At 72.6% G+C, this 15,489-nt stretch carries 17 protein-coding genes; 6 read left to right on the forward strand and 11 right to left on the reverse strand.

What is annotated here, in order from left to right; translation table 11 throughout:
- The 7 genes from J1C73_RS12360 to J1C73_RS12390 form a co-directional block, all read right to left on the reverse strand.
- The coding region (locus tag J1C73_RS12360; protein ID WP_207316412.1) for an alpha/beta fold hydrolase at window positions 1–432 on the reverse strand (432 nt) is incomplete at its 3' end.
- Window positions 429–1,571, reverse strand: a complete 1,143-nt coding sequence (locus J1C73_RS12365; RefSeq protein WP_307797674.1) for a branched-chain amino acid ABC transporter permease — start codon at window positions 1,569–1,571, stop codon at window positions 429–431. The genes J1C73_RS12360 and J1C73_RS12365, both read right to left, overlap by 4 nt.
- Window positions 1,568–2,455 carry a branched-chain amino acid ABC transporter permease gene (locus J1C73_RS12370; protein ID WP_207316413.1) on the reverse strand — a complete coding sequence of 296 codons (888 nt, stop codon included), beginning with the start codon at window positions 2,453–2,455 and terminating at the stop codon, window positions 1,568–1,570. Before J1C73_RS12370 ends, J1C73_RS12365 begins: the two co-directional genes overlap by 4 nt.
- Window positions 2,455–3,201 (reverse strand): ABC transporter ATP-binding protein, encoded by a 747-nt coding sequence (locus J1C73_RS12375; RefSeq protein WP_207316414.1) that lies wholly within the window; start codon window positions 3,199–3,201, stop codon window positions 2,455–2,457. The genes J1C73_RS12370 and J1C73_RS12375 overlap by 1 nt, the downstream gene beginning before the upstream one ends.
- Window positions 3,198–3,992 carry an ABC transporter ATP-binding protein gene (locus tag J1C73_RS12380; RefSeq protein ID WP_207316415.1) on the reverse strand — a complete coding sequence of 265 codons (795 nt, stop codon included), beginning with the start codon at window positions 3,990–3,992 and terminating at the stop codon, window positions 3,198–3,200. Before J1C73_RS12380 ends, J1C73_RS12375 begins: the two co-directional genes overlap by 4 nt.
- 3 nt (window positions 3,993–3,995) lie before the next feature.
- Window positions 3,996–5,276 carry a substrate-binding domain-containing protein gene (locus J1C73_RS12385; RefSeq protein WP_207316416.1) on the reverse strand — a complete coding sequence of 427 codons (1,281 nt, stop codon included), beginning with the start codon at window positions 5,274–5,276 and terminating at the stop codon, window positions 3,996–3,998.
- Window positions 5,277–5,412: 136 nt separating this feature from the next.
- On the reverse strand, window positions 5,413–6,024 hold the full coding sequence (locus J1C73_RS12390) for a TetR family transcriptional regulator (protein ID WP_123470492.1): 612 nt from the start codon (window positions 6,022–6,024) through the stop codon (window positions 5,413–5,415).
- A gap of 230 nt (window positions 6,025–6,254) precedes the next feature.
- Between J1C73_RS12390 and J1C73_RS12395 the strand changes: the two genes are divergently transcribed.
- The 3 genes from J1C73_RS12395 (at window position 6,255) to J1C73_RS12405 (ending at window position 9,517) form a co-directional block, all read left to right on the forward strand.
- The gene (locus J1C73_RS12395; protein WP_207316417.1) at window positions 6,255–7,595 is read left to right on the forward strand and encodes a glycosyltransferase family 4 protein; all 1,341 of its coding nucleotides are present in this window, start codon (window positions 6,255–6,257) and stop codon (window positions 7,593–7,595) included.
- Window positions 7,596–7,664: 69 nt separating this feature from the next.
- Window positions 7,665–8,447: a class I SAM-dependent methyltransferase gene (locus J1C73_RS12400; protein WP_123470488.1), complete on the forward strand. Its 783-nt coding sequence runs from the start codon at window positions 7,665–7,667 to the stop codon at window positions 8,445–8,447.
- Window positions 8,444–9,517: a prenyltransferase/squalene oxidase repeat-containing protein gene (locus tag J1C73_RS12405; RefSeq protein WP_207316418.1), complete on the forward strand. Its 1,074-nt coding sequence runs from the start codon at window positions 8,444–8,446 to the stop codon at window positions 9,515–9,517. The genes J1C73_RS12400 and J1C73_RS12405 overlap by 4 nt, the downstream gene beginning before the upstream one ends.
- Window positions 9,518–9,556: 39 nt before the next feature.
- On the opposite strand, the gene J1C73_RS12410 is transcribed toward J1C73_RS12405, so the two are convergent.
- A complete protein-coding gene (locus J1C73_RS12410; RefSeq protein ID WP_123470483.1) occupies window positions 9,557–9,847 on the reverse strand; it encodes a hypothetical protein in 291 nt (96 codons plus the stop codon).
- 140 nt (window positions 9,848–9,987) lie between these two features.
- Between J1C73_RS12410 and J1C73_RS12415 the strand changes: the two genes are divergently transcribed.
- The 3 genes from J1C73_RS12415 to J1C73_RS12425 all read left to right on the forward strand — a co-directional run bounded on the left by J1C73_RS12415 (window position 9,988) and on the right by J1C73_RS12425 (window position 12,488).
- On the forward strand, window positions 9,988–10,542 hold the full coding sequence (locus tag J1C73_RS12415) for a hypothetical protein (RefSeq protein ID WP_207316419.1): 555 nt from the start codon (window positions 9,988–9,990) through the stop codon (window positions 10,540–10,542).
- 41 nt (window positions 10,543–10,583) lie between these two features.
- A complete protein-coding gene (locus tag J1C73_RS12420; RefSeq protein WP_207316420.1) occupies window positions 10,584–11,360 on the forward strand; it encodes a maleylpyruvate isomerase family mycothiol-dependent enzyme in 777 nt (258 codons plus the stop codon).
- 87 nt (window positions 11,361–11,447) lie between these two features.
- A complete protein-coding gene (locus J1C73_RS12425; protein ID WP_207316421.1) occupies window positions 11,448–12,488 on the forward strand; it encodes a PHP domain-containing protein in 1,041 nt (346 codons plus the stop codon).
- On the opposite strand, the gene J1C73_RS12430 is transcribed toward J1C73_RS12425, so the two are convergent.
- From J1C73_RS12430 to J1C73_RS12440, 3 genes are all read right to left on the reverse strand, one after another.
- A complete protein-coding gene (locus J1C73_RS12430) occupies window positions 12,478–13,488 on the reverse strand; it encodes an LLM class F420-dependent oxidoreductase (RefSeq protein WP_207316424.1) in 1,011 nt (336 codons plus the stop codon). The genes J1C73_RS12425 and J1C73_RS12430 overlap by 11 nt on opposite strands.
- A gap of 113 nt (window positions 13,489–13,601) precedes the next feature.
- Window positions 13,602–14,396 (reverse strand): hypothetical protein, encoded by a 795-nt coding sequence (locus J1C73_RS12435; RefSeq protein ID WP_207316425.1) that lies wholly within the window; start codon window positions 14,394–14,396, stop codon window positions 13,602–13,604.
- 219 nt (window positions 14,397–14,615) lie between these two features.
- Complete coding sequence (locus J1C73_RS12440) at window positions 14,616–15,488, reverse strand: N-acetylmuramoyl-L-alanine amidase (RefSeq protein WP_242644063.1); 873 nt, start codon at window positions 15,486–15,488, stop codon at window positions 14,616–14,618.
- Window position 15,489: the final 1 nt, after the last annotated feature.

Here is a 15,489-nt window from a genome sequence, read left to right on the forward strand (position 1 = left end):
CGTCATCAGCTCGTCCGGCGACAGGTGCGTGGGCGCCGGGAAGCCGATGCCGCCGTCGACGAGCAGCAGCGGCCCGAAGCGCTCCGGATGGCGTACCGCGGCGAGCACTGCCACGAACGCCCCCATCGAGTGGCCCGCCAGCACCACCCGGTCCAGGCCCAGTGCCTCGGTCAGGGCGGCGACGTCGTCCGCGTGGGCGGCGATGCCGTACGGGCCGGGGAGTCCCGAACTCCCCGCCCTGCCGCGCAGGTCCGGGGCGACCAGGGTGACGCGTCCGGCCAGCAGCCGGGCCACCGGGCCCCAGGAGAGCGCGTTGGCGGTGATGCCGTGCAGCGCGACCACCACCGGCGCGTCCGGATCGCCGGCCGGCCAGCGCACGGCCGCCAGCTCGCCCCCGGCGACAGGGACCTTGATCTCTTCGTACGGAATCACGGGTTTCCGTTCTCCTTCCGGGGCGGGATCTCTTCGGCGGGCCCGCTTCGGCGCAGCGCGGCCAGTCTGGAGGGCAGCCGGGCCAGACCGCCCGGCAGCAGATGTACCACGGCCACGAACAGCACGCCCAGCAGGAACAGCGGCTGGGAGAGCGGGACGCGGAGCACCGCCGGGAGGCCGGCGACCGCGCCCGAACCGGCCAGGTCGCCGAGCCGGTGGTCCGCCCAGGTGTAGAGGATGCCGCCGGCCATCGGGCCCCAGCGGGTTCCGGAGCCGCCCAGCACCACCATCACCAGCAGCGACAGGGTGAAGTCGGACGTGCTCGTCTGTGGGGTGGAGCCACCCGTCACAAGCAGGTGCACGATGCCGCCGAGTGCGGCGAGCGCGCCCGCGAGGACGAAGGCCGTCAGCTTGAATCCGTACGGCTTCAGCCCCAGCACCTCCACCCGGCGCTCGTTCTCCTTGATGCCCTCCCAGACGCGTCCGGTGGGGGAGCGGACCGCCCAGTGGACGACGCCGAGGGTGAGGACGAGGTAGGCGAGGGTGATCCAGTAGAGGTTCGCGGTGTTGTCGATGCCGACGAGCCAGGAGGGCAGCAGGTCCGCCGGCGCGGCCCGGCCCTCCTCGCCGCCGGTGAGGCCACCGGGGTCGCGGGAGACCAGGATCGAGCCCGCCTGGGCGAAGGCCAGCGTCACCATGGAGAAGCCGATGCCGGTGACGCGCAGGCTCACCGACCCCAGGACCAGGGCCAGCGCGATCCCGAAGCAGAGTCCCAGGAGCGCGGCGGCCGCGAACGGGAGCCCCGCCTCCAGCAGGAACACGTTGGTGGCGTAGCTGCCCGCCGCGAAGTACAGGGCGTGGCCGAAGGAGAGCAGGCCCGTGCGGCCCAGCAGCAGGTCGTAGCCGGTGGCCAGGGCGCCGAACAGCAGGCAGGTGGCGATGAGTTGCAGGCTTCCCGCACTGCCGAGCGGGCCGTCCAGCAGACCCGGCACCGGCAGCGCGCTGTAGGGCGCCACGACCAGGACCAGCAGGACGGCGGCGGGCCACCGGCGCAGCAGTCGCCGGGACCTGCCGGGAGGCGCCGGTGCGGCGGGGGCTTTGCCGTCGGCACGGTCGTGTGTCTCGGTGGCGGTGCTCACGCGAGCCTCCCCGTCAGTCCGCGCGGGCGGATCAGCAGCAGCGCGGCGAGCAGGACGACGACCGCCAGATCGCCGAGGCCCGCCGCGGTGTAGTAGTTGGCGAACTGCTGGACCAGGCCGATGACCACGGACGCCACGGCGGCGCCGGTCACCGAGCCCATGCCGCCGGTGACCACGACGACGAACGCGAAGATCAGCAGCGAGGTGCCCTGACGGGGGTCGACCGAACCGAAGTACAGCCCGCCGAGCGCCCCGCCGAGTGCGGCGGCGCAGCCTCCGATCGCGAAGACGAGGGTGAACGCCCTGCGGACGTCGATGCCGAGCGCGGTGACCATCGCCCGGTCCTCGACCCCCGCCCGGACGACGAGACCGTGCCGGGTCCGGCCCAGGAAGAGCCGCAGCGCCACCAGGACCACGACCGCGGCCGCCACCAGGACGAGGCGGTTGACCGGGACCCGCGCGCCCAGCAGCCCGAAGGTGCCGGACAGCGCCTCCGGGCCCGGGAAGGTCCGGGCGTCCGGGCCCCAGATCCCCGACAGCAGCGCGGGGACCGCGAGCCCCACCCCGACGGTGGCGAGCACCTGCTCGCGCGGCCGGGTGTAGAGCGGGCGGACGACGGCGAGTTCCAGGAGCACGGCGGCGACGGTGCCCACCGCCGTGCCGAACAGCACCGCGAGGACGAAGCCGGCCCCGCCGGGTCCCGCGCCGGGCAGATGGCCGGACGCCGCCCACCAGGTGCCGTACGCGCCGATGGACAGCAGCGCCCCGTGCGCGAAGTTGAGCACGTCCATCAGGCCGAAGATCAGCGAGAGTCCGGACGCGATGAGGAAGTAGAGGGCTCCCAGACCGAGTCCGGTCATGGTGAGCAGCACGATGGTGGACATCAGGAATCCGCCTCCACGAAGGGTGCTTCGGTGGCCGGCCCGTGCCCCACACCGAGCAGCCGGCGGGCCGCCTCCGCGTCGCCGAGCAGTTCGTCCGCCGGGCCGCGGTGGGCGGTCCGGCCGTCGGCCAGCACCACACAGTGCTCGGCGAGCCGGCGTACGACGGCGAGGTTCTGCTCCACGAGCAGCACCGGTACCGCCTCGGCGGCCCGCTCCAGCACCTGCGCCACCTCGGTGACGACCTTCGGCGCCAGGCCCTTGGTGGGTTCGTCCGCGATGATCAGCCGGTTGGCGTTGAGCAGGGTGCGGCCGATGGCGACCATCTGCTGCTGGCCGCCGGACAGCGTCCCGGCCAACTGCCGTGCCCGTTGCTTGAGTTCGGGGAAGAGCTCATGGACCAGGGGGTAGTCGGGATCGCCCGCGCCGCGCCGCTCGGCCAGTCGCAGGTTCTCCGCCACGGTCAGCCCGGCGAAGATGCCGCGGTCCTCGGGGGCGTACCCCACACCCCGCCGGACCACGGCGTGGGTGGGCAGGGCCACGGTCTCCTCGCCGTCCAGCAGCACACTGCCGCTGCGCGGGACGAGGCCCAGGATGCCCCGTACGGTCGTGGTCTTCCCGGCGCCGTTGCGGCCCAGCAGCGCGGTCACGCCGTGCGCGGCGACCTCCAGGCCGACGCCGTGCAGGATGTGCCGGCCGCCGATCAGGACCCGCAGGTCCCGTACGGCGAGCAGGGTCCGCGCGCTCACAACCCCTCCCCGAGGTAGGCCTGTTGCACGGTCGGATCGGCGGTGACGGCCTCAGGGGTGTCCAGTGCCAGCAGCCGGCCGTGATGCATCACCGCGAGCCGGTCGGCCAGGCCCAGGAGTACGTCCATGTGGTGCTCGACCATGAGGACGGTGCGCCCCTCGTCCCGGTGCAGGGTGCGGATCAGCTCGGTCAGCGCCGGGACCTCCTCCGCGCTCACCCCGGCCATCGGCTCGTCGAGGAGCATCAGCCGGGGCTCGCCCACCAGCAGCACGGCCAGCTCCAGCTTCCGCTTCTCGCCGTGCGACAGCTCGGACGCCGTCGTGCCGGCTCGGTGGCCGAGACCGGTGCGCTCCAGCACGCCGGCCACCTCGGCGGGGTACGGGTCGGCACGCCGCCAGAGCCGGTACGAGCCGCCCCGGGCGGCCTGCGCCGCCAGCCGGACGTGGTCGGCCACGGTCATGGCGGGCCAGAGGCTGGACGTCTGGAACGTCCGGCCGATCCCGCGCCGGGCCCGCACGTGCGCGGGCCGGTCCGTCATATCGGTGCCGTCCAGCGCGACCGTGCCCGCGGTCGGCATCACCGTGCCGCTGATGAGGTTGAACAGGGATGTCTTTCCGGCCCCGTTGGGGCCGATGAAGGCGAGGAACTCGCCCTGGCGGACGCCGAGCGTGATGTCCTGGACGATGGTCGCGCCACCGATGCTCCAGCCGAGTCCGTCGAGCCGGAGCACGGGGGCCTCGTTGTCCGGCGGCCGGCCGTCCCGGCGCCCGAGGAGGTGCGGTGCGGTCATGGTTCAGCCCGCCGAGGGCTTCACGGGCGGCGCCACGGCGTCCATCGGCTCGGTGTCCAGCAGCTCCGGCTTCGCGGCGGCGCCCTTGCCGGTCAGCCTGGCCACGAACATCGGCTGCACCAGGGCGTGGTCCTCGGCCCGGACCCGGGCCTTGCCCTTCACCCCGTCGAAGGTCCAGCCCTCCAGGGCCTTCACCATCGCGGCCGGGTCGGTGGCGCTGCCCTCGGCCACGGCGTGCACGATCATCTGGGCCGCGGTGAAGCCGTCCGGGGTGAACAGGTCGGGGGTGCCGCCGGCCTTCGTCACCGAGTCGAGCATGGCCTTCTCCGCCGCGTTGCCGCCGCCCGCGCCGGGGAAGTAGTGCGCGAGGAAGGACACCTTGGCCCCGGCCGTCCCGAAGACCGGGTACGAGGCCGTCCCGGCGAGCCCGGTGACGACCTTGCCCGCGCCCAGCACCCCCTGCTGGTCCAGCGCGGTCCACAGCGCCGGTGCGGTGGAACCGGCCCAGGCCACGAAGACCAGATCCGGCCCGCCCGACTTCACCTGCCGGGCGAACGGTGTCAGGTCCGTCGCGCTGGGCGGCGCCAGTACGGAGCCCACCTTCGCGCCCTTCGCGCCGAGCACCGCCTTCACCGCGGCGACGTTCGCCTGGCCGAACGTGGAGTCCTGGGCCAGCACCGTGACCTTCTTGCCCCCGGCGTCGCCGAGCATCGCCCCGGCCGTGAGGATGTCCTGGTAGGACTGGCGGCCCGAGCGGAAGGTGTAGCCGTTGATCCCGGTCACCGCGTCGGTGGCCGCCGGCCCGCTGATGTACAGCACCTTGTTCTGGGCGGCGAGCGGCGCCATCTGGAGAGCGACGCCGGAGTCGGTGGTGCCGGCCAGCACCTTGTAGCCCTTGCCGATCAGGTTCTTCGCCGCGGAGACCGCCTTTCCGGGGTCGCCCGCGTCGTCCTGCTCGGTGACCTCGATGCGGTGGCCGGCCACCTTGCGGGTGCCGTGGGTCGCGTAGTCCAGGCCCGCCATGAACCCGTCCCGGTACTGCTTGCCGTAGTCCGCGAGCAGCCCGGTCCGGGAGTAGACCAGGCCCACCTTCACGGCCGCGCCGCTGCCGGACTTCCCGCTCCCGGAATCGGCGCTGCCCGCCTTGCCGGCGGCGCTGCACCCGGTCAGCAGCAGACCGGCGGTGGCCAGTACGGCGACGGCGGACAGGGCTGCGGGCCGGACGGTGCGGGTGGTCCCGCCGGCTCCGCTGGTTCTGTTTGCTCTGCTGGTTCTGCGACGCATGGCGACCGGCTCCTCGGCGTGTTCCTGTGATGTCGCCGAACCGTATGAACACCGTGCCGTCGTCGATATGGTGCAGGGCACCCCACCTGACCGGGGAGGCGTGTGGGCGCCGCACATGGGCGGCGGCCCGGACGACTCAGCGGGCCTGGTCCTCGGCCGTCAGGTCGATCAGCCGGCACACCGTCTCGATGTCTATCTTCACCTGGGCGATCGACGCCCGGCCGGACAGCCAGGTGATCAGCGCCGAGTGCCAGGTGTGCTCGATGACCCGGACGGCCGAGAGCTGCTCGGGCGTCGGGTGCTCAAGCCCCATCGAGTCCAGGATGATCGTCGTGGTGAGGCGCGAGACGGTGTCCACCTCGGGGCTCACGCTGCGGTCCGCGAAGGTCAGCGCGCGCACCATCGCGTCCGCCAGATGTGGTTCGCGCTGGAGCGCGCGGAACGCCCGCATCAGGGTGTCGGCGACCCGGTCCGCCGCGTCGGCCCCGGCCGGCGGACGTTTGCGCAGCGTGCCGTGCATGTGCTGGAGCTGGTCCTGCATGGTGGCCACCAGCAGATGGACCTTGGACGGGAAGTAGCGGTACAGGGTGCCCAGGGCGACCCCGGCGGCCTCCGCCACCTCACGCATCTGGACGGCCTCGAAACCGCCCCTGCTGGCGAGCTGGGCGCTGGCGTGCAGGATGCGGCGGCGGCGGGCCTCCTGGCGTTCCGTCAGGGGCGGCGATGCCGGTCTGGCTTCCGCTGTCATGTGTCCCATCCCCGTGGCTTCTGTCCGCGACCGCGAGGAGGCGGCGGCCGGTCCGGCGGCGCACAGCATGCCAGGGTGTGTGTCGTGGCGCGAATCACCTGATCCGGCCGTTGCACCGACGCTACCTGCCGGTAGATTCGTAGCTCATTGAACGATCCGGTCTATAACTTGTTCTAGATTAGCGTGAGCGGTTACGCTCCGGCGAATACGCAGTGAGAAGGGGGCCGAGTGTGACCGCTGAGGCCATAGCGTCGGGCCCCCGCACGGGCCCCGGTACGTCGGACACGGAGGCGGACCCCGCCGGCGACCGGCCGTTGCGCATCGCGCTCCTCACCTACAAGGGCAACCCCTTCTGCGGCGGTCAGGGCGTCTACGTGCGCCACCTGGCCCGCGAGCTCGCCCGGCTCGGCCACAGCGTCGAGGTGATCGGCGCCCAGCCCTATCCCGTGCTCGACGAGGGCGTCCCGCTCACCGAGCTGCCGAGCCTGGACCTCTACCGGCACCCCGACCCGTTCCGCACCCCGAAGCGCGGCGAGTACCGGGACTGGATCGACGCCACCGAGGTCGCCACCATGTGGACCGGCGGATTCCCCGAGCCGCTCACCTTCAGCCTGCGCGCCCGGCGCCATCTCGCCGCCCGGCGAGGCGAGTTCGACGTCATCCACGACAACCAGACACTCGGCTACGGGCTCCTCGCCGACCTCGGCGCCCCCCTCGTCACCACCATCCACCACCCCATCACCGTCGACCGGCAACTCGACCTGGACGCCGCCCCGACCCGCCGCCGCCGCGCCTCCGTACGCCGCTGGTACGCCTTCACCCGTATGCAGAAGCGGGTCGCGCGCAGGCTGCCGTCCGTGCTCACCGTCTCCGGCTCCTCCAAGCAGGAGATCGTCGAGCACCTCGGGGTGAGCCCCGGCCGCGTCCACGTCGTGCACATCGGCGCCGACACCGACCTGTGGTCGCCCGACCCCGCGGTCGCCGAGGTCGAGGGCCGGATCGTCACCACCTCCAGCGCCGACGTACCGCTCAAGGGACTCGTCCACCTCGTCGAGGCGCTCGCCGAGCTCCGTACCGACCATCCGGCGGCGCACCTCGTGGTCGTCGGCCGTCGGGCCGAGGACGGACCCGTCGCGCAGGCCATAGAGCGGCACAGGCTCGGGGACGCCGTCGAGTTCGTCAAGGGCATCAGCGACGCCGAACTCGTCGACCTGGTGCGCAGCGCCCGGATCGCCTGCGTCCCCTCGCTGTACGAGGGCTTCTCGCTGCCCGCCGCCGAGGCCATGGCCACCGGCACCCCGCTCGTCGCCACCACCGGCGGTGCGATCCCCGAGGTCGCGGGCCCGGACGGCGAGACCTGTCTCGCCGTCCCGCCCGCGGATGCCGGGGCCCTGGCCGAAGCGCTCGGCCGGCTGCTCGGCGACGCCGAGCTGCGCGAGCGGCTCGGGGCGGCGGGCCGGGCACGGGTGCTCGCACGGTTCACCTGGAAGCAGGCGGCGATCGGTACCGCCGCGCTCTACCGGGAGGCCATCGCCGCCCGCGCCGCCACCGGACCCGACGGCCGTCGGTGACACCGCACCACCCTTGACGTCTTCGCTCTCCCGCCCTCTTCGAACCCCCGACCGCGAAAGCAGGCATTCGTGCTGACCGTGGACTTCACCCGCTTCCCGCTCGCCGCAGGCGACCGAGTGCTCGACCTGGGCTGCGGCGCCGGACGCCACGCCTTCGAGTGCTACCGGCGCGGCGCCCAGGTGGTGGCTCTCGACCAGAACGGCGAGGAGATCCGCGAGGTCGCGAAGTGGTTCGCCGCGATGAAGGAGGCGGGAGAGGCCCCGGAGGGCGCCACCGCCACCGCGATGGAGGGGGACGCGCTCAACCTGCCGTTCCCCGACGAGACCTTCGACGTCGTGATCATCTCTGAGGTGATGGAGCACATCCCCGACGACAAGGGCGTGCTCGCCGAGATGGTCCGGGTGCTCAAGCCCGGCGGCCGGATCGCGGTCACGGTGCCGCGCTACGGCCCCGAGAAGGTCTGCTGGACGCTCTCCGACGCCTACCACGAGGTGGAGGGCGGCCACATCCGCATCTACAAGGCCGACGAGCTGCTCGGCCGGATGCGCGGCGCCGGCCTCAAGCCGTACGGCACCCACCACGCGCACGCGCTGCACTCGCCGTACTGGTGGCTGAAGTGCGCCTTTGGAGTGGGCCGCGACGGCAAGGACGCGGCGCTGCCGGTGCGGGCGTACCACAAGCTGCTGGTCTGGGACATCATGAAGAAGCCGATGGCCACCCGGGTCGCCGAGCAGCTGCTCAACCCCGTCGTCGGCAAGAGCTTCGTCGCCTACGCGACCAAGCCGCACCTGCCCGCCGTGACCACCGACGCCCCGGCGAAGGCCGACGACTCCGCCAAGGCCGAGGCGTGACACTTCCCGAGCGGACCGAACACCTTGTGCTGCCCGGAGTGCTCACCGCCGGGCAGGCGACCGAGACCGTCGCCGCGCTGCTCGCCGTGCAGTGCGAGGACGGCGCGCTGCCCTGGTTCCGCGGGCACCACCTGGACCCGTGGGACCACACCGAGGCCGCCATGGCCCTGGACGCCGCCGGCGAGCACGACGCCGCGGAACGCGCGTACCAGTGGCTGGCCCGCAACCAGAACGGCGACGGCTCCTGGTACGCCGCCTATCACGACGGCGACCCGCAGCGGCCCACCGACCGCGGTCTTGAGACCAACTTCTGCGCGTACGTGGCCGTCGGCGTCTGGCACCACTACCTCGCCACCGGCGACGACGCGTTCCTCGACCGGATGTGGCCGACCGTCTTCGCCGCCGTCGAGTTCGTGCTGGGGCTCCAGCAGCCCGGCGGCCAGATCGGCTGGAAGCAGGAGGCCGACGGCACCCCGGTGCGGGACGCGCTGCTGACCGGTTCCTCCTCCGTCCACCAGGCGCTGCGCTGCGCGCTCGCCATCGCGGAGTGCCGCGAGGAGCCGCAGCCCGACTGGGAGCTCGCCACCGGCTCGCTCGCCCACGCGATCCGCAGCCACCCGGAACGCTTCCTGGACAAGAGTCAGTACTCCATGGACTGGTACTACCCGGTCCTCGGCGGCGCGCTCGACGGACCGGCGGCCACGAAGCGGATCGAGGAGGGCTGGGACCGCTTCGTCGTCCCGGACCTCGGGGTGCGCTGTGTGCTGCCCAACCCATGGGTGACGGGCGGCGAGAGCTGCGAACTCGCCCTGGCGCTCTGGGTGATGGGCGAGTCCGACCGGGCCCTGGAGGTGCTGCAGTCCATCCAGCACCTGCGGGCCGGGGACGGGCTGTACTGGACGGGGTACGTCTTCGAGGGCAACCGGGCGTTCTGGCCCGAGGAGCGCACGGCCTGGACCGCCGGTTCGCTGCTGCTGGCGGTGGCCGCGCTCGGTGGGGACGAGGCGACCACCGCGGTCTTCAGCGGGGAACGGCTGCCGAAGGGGCTGGAGCCGGACTGCTGCGGCTGAACCGCGGCGGTCCCGGTGTGCCGGCCGGGCCCGTCGGCCTCAGTGGCGGATGCGGCCGGCGACCGCGTGCCCGATGAACAGGTACACGACGGCTGCGAGGCCGTAACCGGCGACGACCCTGGCCCACGCCTCGTCGAAGGTGAACAGGTCGTACGACCAGCCGGCGAGCCAGCGGGCGGTGTGCCGCACGAACTCGACCAGGTCGTTGTCCCGGTTGGCGTCCAGCAGGTACATCAGAATCCACAGGCCGAGGATGAAGGCCATGATGTCGGCCACGACGGCTATGACACGTGCTGCGGTGTTGCTTCCGTTGCCTGTTCTGTAGGACATGCCATCCGGGTTGCCGCATTCCGCCGGGTGAAACCCGGACGGCGTACCCGGGTGGCGGGCCGTCCGGGCCGGGGCAAGCCTTGCGGGGGAGCGCCGGGCTCCGGCGCCCGTCGTGATGTGCCCGGTCAGGGAGGCCCGCCGTGCCCCGTTCCGTACGGCTGCGCCGGCTGCTCATGGCGCTGCTGCTGACCTGCGCCGTGCTGGTGGGCGCCACCGCGTGCGGCAGCGACGGCGACAGCGGGGCGAGCAGTAGTCCGGCGTCGCCCACCGGCACGTCGTCGGCCGAGGCGCAGAAGTTCGCCAAGACGCGTTTCGTCACCAACGCGGGGCTGGCCGCGGGCGCCACGTACCAGTGGGTCGTCAAGCCGTACCGGGCCGGCCGGTTCAAGAAGGGCGCGGACGGGCGGACCTTCGCGCTCGTCAGGGCCGGGCTCGCGGGCGGCTTCGCCTACAACAGGCTCAAGGCCGCCTCCGAGAACGCCAAGGGCGACCCGCTGCTCTCGAAGGCCGTCGCACCGCTGAGCGCGGGCATCGCCTCGCTCAAGGGCCTCGCCACCAAGCTCCGCAACGGCGAGGCGGGCGACGGCGACATCGGCGCCTTCGAGAGCGTCATCAACAGCGTCAAGGACGCCGGGAAGAGCGCGGGCGCCGAGGTGAAGGACAAGGTGCCGTCCACCTCGCAGCTCGGCGGATAATCCGTGGGGTACGGCTGCGGGACAGCCCTTAGGGTGCGCGCATGAGCCTTCTTCCCCATGAGCGCTACTGCGACGAGATCGTCCTGAGGACCGAGGCGTTGAGGGCCGCAGTGAACGGCGCGGACCTCGACGCGACCGTACCGACCTGCCCCGAGTGGACGCTGCGCGACCTCGCCGTCCATGTCGGCGGCGCCCACCGCTGGGCCGGTGAGATCGTGCGCACCCGGGCCACCGAGGAGCTCCCGGAGGACCGGGTGCCGCACTTCACCCCCGACGGCGACGACCCCGCCGTACTGGACGCCTGGCTGGCGGACGGGGCGGCCAGGACCGCCGAGGTGCTGCGTGAGGCGGGTCCCGAGCTGAAGGCCTGGTCCTGGTACCGGGACCGCAGCGCGGGATTCTGGGCCCGGCGCATGGCGATCGAGACCGTCGTCCACCAGGCGGACGCGGCCCTGACCGCGAAGGTGCCCTATGCCATGGCGCCCGACCTGGCCGCGGACACCATCGACGAATGGCTGGACATCGTCGCCTTCGCCCAGGCCGAGGGGGAACCGGAGGCCGCTGAGCTGCGCGGCGCCGGGCGCTCCCTCCATCTGCACGCCACCGACGCCCCCGGCGCCGAGTGGCTGATCGAGTTCGGCGAGGACGGCTTCACCTGGCGCCGCGCGCACGACAAGGCGACCGCGGCGCTGCGGGGGCCGCTCACCGACCTGATGCTGGTCTTCAGCCGCCGCCTCGCCCCGGACAGCGACCGGGTCGAGGTCCTGGGCGACGCGGAGCTGCTGGACTTCTGGCTGGCGCGGTCGTCCTTCGGCTGACGGGCGGCGGCTCCGGCCGGTGTGCGGGGCGGGCGCCGCTGGGCCAAGCTGGAACGGCAGCCCGTCCCGTCCGGTGAGGAGGTGCCGATGGACCCGGTCCGGGCCCTGGAGCGGATCGCCTTCCTGCTGGAGCGCGGCGGGGCCGGCACCTACCGCGTCCAGGCCTTCCGCACGGCCGCCCGCACCGTCGCCGCGATGGCCGACGGGGAGGCCGTCCAGCGGGTGACGAACGGCTCGCTGGAGCGGGTCAAGGGCATTGGCCCCAGAACCGCACAGGTCGTCCGCGAGGCGGTGGCCGGAGAGGTGCCCGGCTACCTGGAGCGGCTGGAGACCGAGACCGAGGAGAGCGGACCGCTCGCCGAGGGCGGCGAGCGGCTGCTCGCGCTGCTGCGCGGCGACTGCCATCTGCACTCCGACTGGTCGGACGGCGGCAGCCCGATCCAGGAGATGGGCCGCACGGCGGCCGCCCTCGGGCACGACTGGGCGGTGCTCACCGACCACTCGCCCCGGCTGACCGTGGCCAACGGACTGTCGCCCGAACGGCTGCGCCGGCAGCTGGCCGAGATCGCCGGACTCAACGAGCGCTGGGCGCCGTTCAGGCTGCTGACCGGCATCGAGTGCGACATCAACCTCGACGGCTCCCTCGACCAGGAGGACGAACTGCTGGCACAGCTGGACCTGGTGGTCGTCTCCGTCCACTCCAAGCTGCGGATGGACCCCGGCCCGATGACCCGGCGGCTGCTCGCGGCCGTCCGCCATCCGCGGGCGAACGTCCTCGGGCACTGCACCGGGCGGCTGATCACCGGCCGGGGCCGTCCGGAGTCGCGGTTCGACGCGGACGAGGTCTTCGCCGCCTGCGCGCAGGCGGGCACGGCGGTGGAGATCAACAGCAGACCCGAGCGGCTGGACCCGCCCCGGCGGCTGCTGCGCCGCGCCGTCGAGGCGGGCACGCTGTTCGCGGTCGACACCGACGCGCACGCGCCCGGACAGCTGGACTGGCAGATCCGCGGCTGCGCCCGCGCCGAGGAGTGCGGGGTCCCGGCGGAGCGCGTCGTCACGACGTGGACGGCGGACGAGCTGCTGGCCTGGACCCGCGAGGGAAGGCTTCCTGCCGGTTCTACTGGTTGAGCTCCGCCAGCACCCGCAGGGTGTGCGGGTCGGGGGCCGTCACCAGCAGGTCGGTGACCGGCCCCTTGCGCCACAACTCCAGCCGTTCCGCGATGCGTTCCCGCGGGCCGACCAGCGAGATCTCATCGGCGAACGCGTCCGGCACGGCGAGGACGGCCTCCTCCTTGCGTCCCTCCAGGAAGAGCTGCTGAATCCGCCGCGCCTCCTCCTCGAACCCCATCCGCGCCATCAGATCCGCATGGAAGTTGCGGGCTGCGGCGCCCATGCCGCCGATGTAGAAGCCGAGCATCGCCTTCACCGGCAGCAGGCCCTCCGCGACATCGTCACAGACCTGTGCGCGGGCCATCGGCGCGATCATGAACCCCTCCCGGAGGCCGGTGAGCGAGGCCTCGTACACATCGGTGCGCAGCGGCGACCAGTACAGCGGCAGCCAGCCGTCCGCGATCCGGGTGGTCTGCGCGATGTTCTTCGGCCCCTCCGCGCCGAGCAGCACCGGGAGCCCGGCCCGCAGCGGATGGGTGATCGGCTTCAGCGGTCTGCCGAGCCCGGTGGCGTCCGGGCCGTTGTACGGATGGGAGTGGAACCGGCCGTCCAGCTCAACGGGCGCCTCACGGCTGAGCACTTGGCGCACCACGTCGACGTACTCGCGGGTGGCGGTGAGCGGGCTGCGGGGGAACGGCCGCCCGTACCAGCCCTCGACGACCTGGGGACCGGAGAGCCCGAGGCCGAGCATCATCCGGCCGCCGGAGAGATGGTCGAGCGTCAGGGCGTGCATGGCCGTCGCGGTCGGGGTGCGCGCGGCCATCTGCGCGAGGGCGGTGCCCAGCCGGATACGGGAGGTGTGGGCGGCGATCCAGGTCAGCGGGGTGAAGGCGTCCGAACCCCAGGCCTCCGCCGTCCACACCGACTCGTAGCCCAGGTCCTCGGCCTCGCGGGCGAGGTCCAGATGGGCCGGGTTCGGGCCGCGGCCCCAGTATCCGAGAGCGAGTCCGAGCCGCATTCCGCTGCCTCCCAGCATTTCTGACGATGTATCAGATATAGCCGGAGGGTACGACAGCGGCCCCCCGCCCGGAAGGGGCGGGGGGCCGCTGTCACGTGTCCGTGCGCCGCGGGTCAGCCGCGCTGGATGCCCGTGGTGTCCTGGAGCACGCCACGACGGCCGTCCTGGGTCTGCGCGATGAGGCCCGGACCGTGCTGCTCGACCGCGAGGTACCAGGTACCCGGAGCCAGTTCGGCGATCGGGGCCGGCGAACCGTCCTCGCCGTACAGCGGACGGGCCACCGGAACCGCGAACCAGAACGGCGTGAAGTCACCGGCCGGCGCACCGCCGGCCGCCGGGGCCTGCTGCGCCGGCGCGCCGGCCTGCTGCGGCTCGGGCTGACCGGGCTGCTGGGCGCCGTACGGCTGCGGCTGGCCCGGCTGCTGGCCGCCGAAGGACTGCTGCTGCGCGCCCGGGTAGCCGTAACCCTGGCCGGGCTGCGGCTGGCCGCCGTACGGCGGGTGCACGGCCTGCGGCTTCGGGGCGCCCGCGAGCGGGGCCTTGAGCGCGGGAACCAGCGGGGAGGCGACCGCGCCCGCCGCCAGCACCAGAGAGGCGATCATGCCGAGGACCAGACCGGCACCGGCGTCGATCTGGCCGAGGTCGATGATCGTCCAGAACAGGTGCCACGCGGTGACGACCGTGGCGGCCACGCCGAACTGGGCGAGATCCACACCGGCGACCTTGCGCGGCTGGGGCTGCGAGCGGGAGAACACGATCAGCGCGGCACCGGCCACCCCGACCATGTAGACACCGATCGCGATGCCCAGCGAATCCCAGGAGTTAGACGCGGCAATGTTGGAGTTTCCATAGGAGTAATAGGGGAGGAGAGAGGCGATGAACAGCACGACCGCTGCTCCGATCACCACGCCATCGCCTCGAGTGAGGGAGCGGATATTCACGTGAAGGTCCTTAGTCGGTCGTCTCGTCGGGGCGGTCGTCGCTGCCACCGGTACGGCGGGCACGGCGCGAAGCTCGGGGCGGCTCCCCATCGTACGGATGAATCTATCGTCTGCCCGGTCGGGTTGTGGCCCCCGTCCGGACGTTGGGTGGGCATCCTCCCGAATTCATCGCAGAACCACCTCTTACTACCCGTTGAGGTAGCTGGTGATGCCGTCGGCGATGCCCTGCGCGGCCTTCTGGCGCCAGCTCGCGCTGGTGAGCAGGGCCGCGTCCTTCGGATCACGCATATTGCCGCATTCGATGAAGACTTTGGGCACCGTGGACAAATTCAGTCCGCCCAGATCCTTGCGGGTGTCCAGTCCGGTATTGCCGCCGATGTAATTGGAAGGTGCACTTCCGGTAGCGCGGACGAAGAGTCCGGCGATACGCGTACCGAGATCGCGCGACGGGCCGACGATCTTCGAGGTGTCCGCGTCACCGCCGCGCACCGACGCGGGAAGAATCACATGGAAGCCCCGGTTGCCGGCCGCCGATCCGTCCGCGTGGACCGAGACGACCGCATCGGCCCCGGCCTTGTTGCCGATCCGGGCCCGTTCGTCGACACACGGGCCGAACGGCCGGTCGTTGTCGTGCGTCAGCACCACCTTCGCGCCCTGCGCCCGCAGCAGCGTGCGCATCCGGTGTGACACATCGAGGGTGAACTCGGCTTCCGCGTAACCGGAGTTGGTGGAGGTGCCGGTGGTGTCGCACTCCTTGTGCGTGGTGCCGATGTCCACCTGCCGGCCGATCTCGGCGGTGTGCAGGTGGTTGCGCGGATTGTGCCCGGGGTCGATGACGACCGTCTTGCCCGACAGGGGCCCGGACCTGGTGCCCGGCGCGGACGGCGGGGAGGAGGCCGGCCCGGAGGGGGCCGGGCCGCTGTGCACCGCCGACGGAGCGGCCGGGGCCGATGGGGAGGCCGTCGCGGGCTCCGGCGACGTGGCCGTGCCGCCGTCCGGGCCGGGCCTGGCCTGCGCGGTGCCACTGCCGCCGCCGCAACCGGTGGCGCCCAGGCACAGC

Origin of the sequence: Streptomyces laculatispora (genome assembly GCF_017353455.1) — a bacterium.
GTDB classification, from domain to species: Bacteria; Actinomycetota; Actinomycetes; order Streptomycetales; family Streptomycetaceae; genus Streptomyces; species Streptomyces laculatispora.